The following is a 237-nucleotide window of genomic DNA, read 5'->3' as shown; positions in this document are numbered from 1 at the left end:
TGCTAATGTACTGGAAGGGGTGGGAGAGCAGAATATTGTGAGCAGCCGTAACAGCTTTGGCGTTGTAGCGCGGCGGGTGGGGTACCCAGCCCGCGTAAAAGCCGGCCGCTCCCAGATCAAGTGGGGCATGAGCAATTTTGAGATCGTGAAGCTGCTGCGCACCGGCAAACAAGCGCCGGTGCTGCTGGTTATTACCAAGCTACGCACCCGGAATGATCTTGTAAGAAAGACCTCCAA

Annotated in this window: 1 pseudogene; it reads left to right on the top strand. The window is 56.1% G+C overall.

The window, feature by feature from the left end:
* Positions 1-237 (top strand): annotated as a pseudogene (locus KVT36_RS32190) (endolytic transglycosylase MltG); the annotation flags it as partial.

Origin of the sequence: Chitinophaga sp. GbtcB8 (assembly GCF_019091455.1) — a bacterium.
Classification (GTDB): domain Bacteria; phylum Bacteroidota; class Bacteroidia; order Chitinophagales; family Chitinophagaceae; genus Chitinophaga.
The sequence above is the reverse complement of the archived record's forward strand: the minus strand, read 5'-3'. Positions and strand labels throughout refer to the sequence as shown.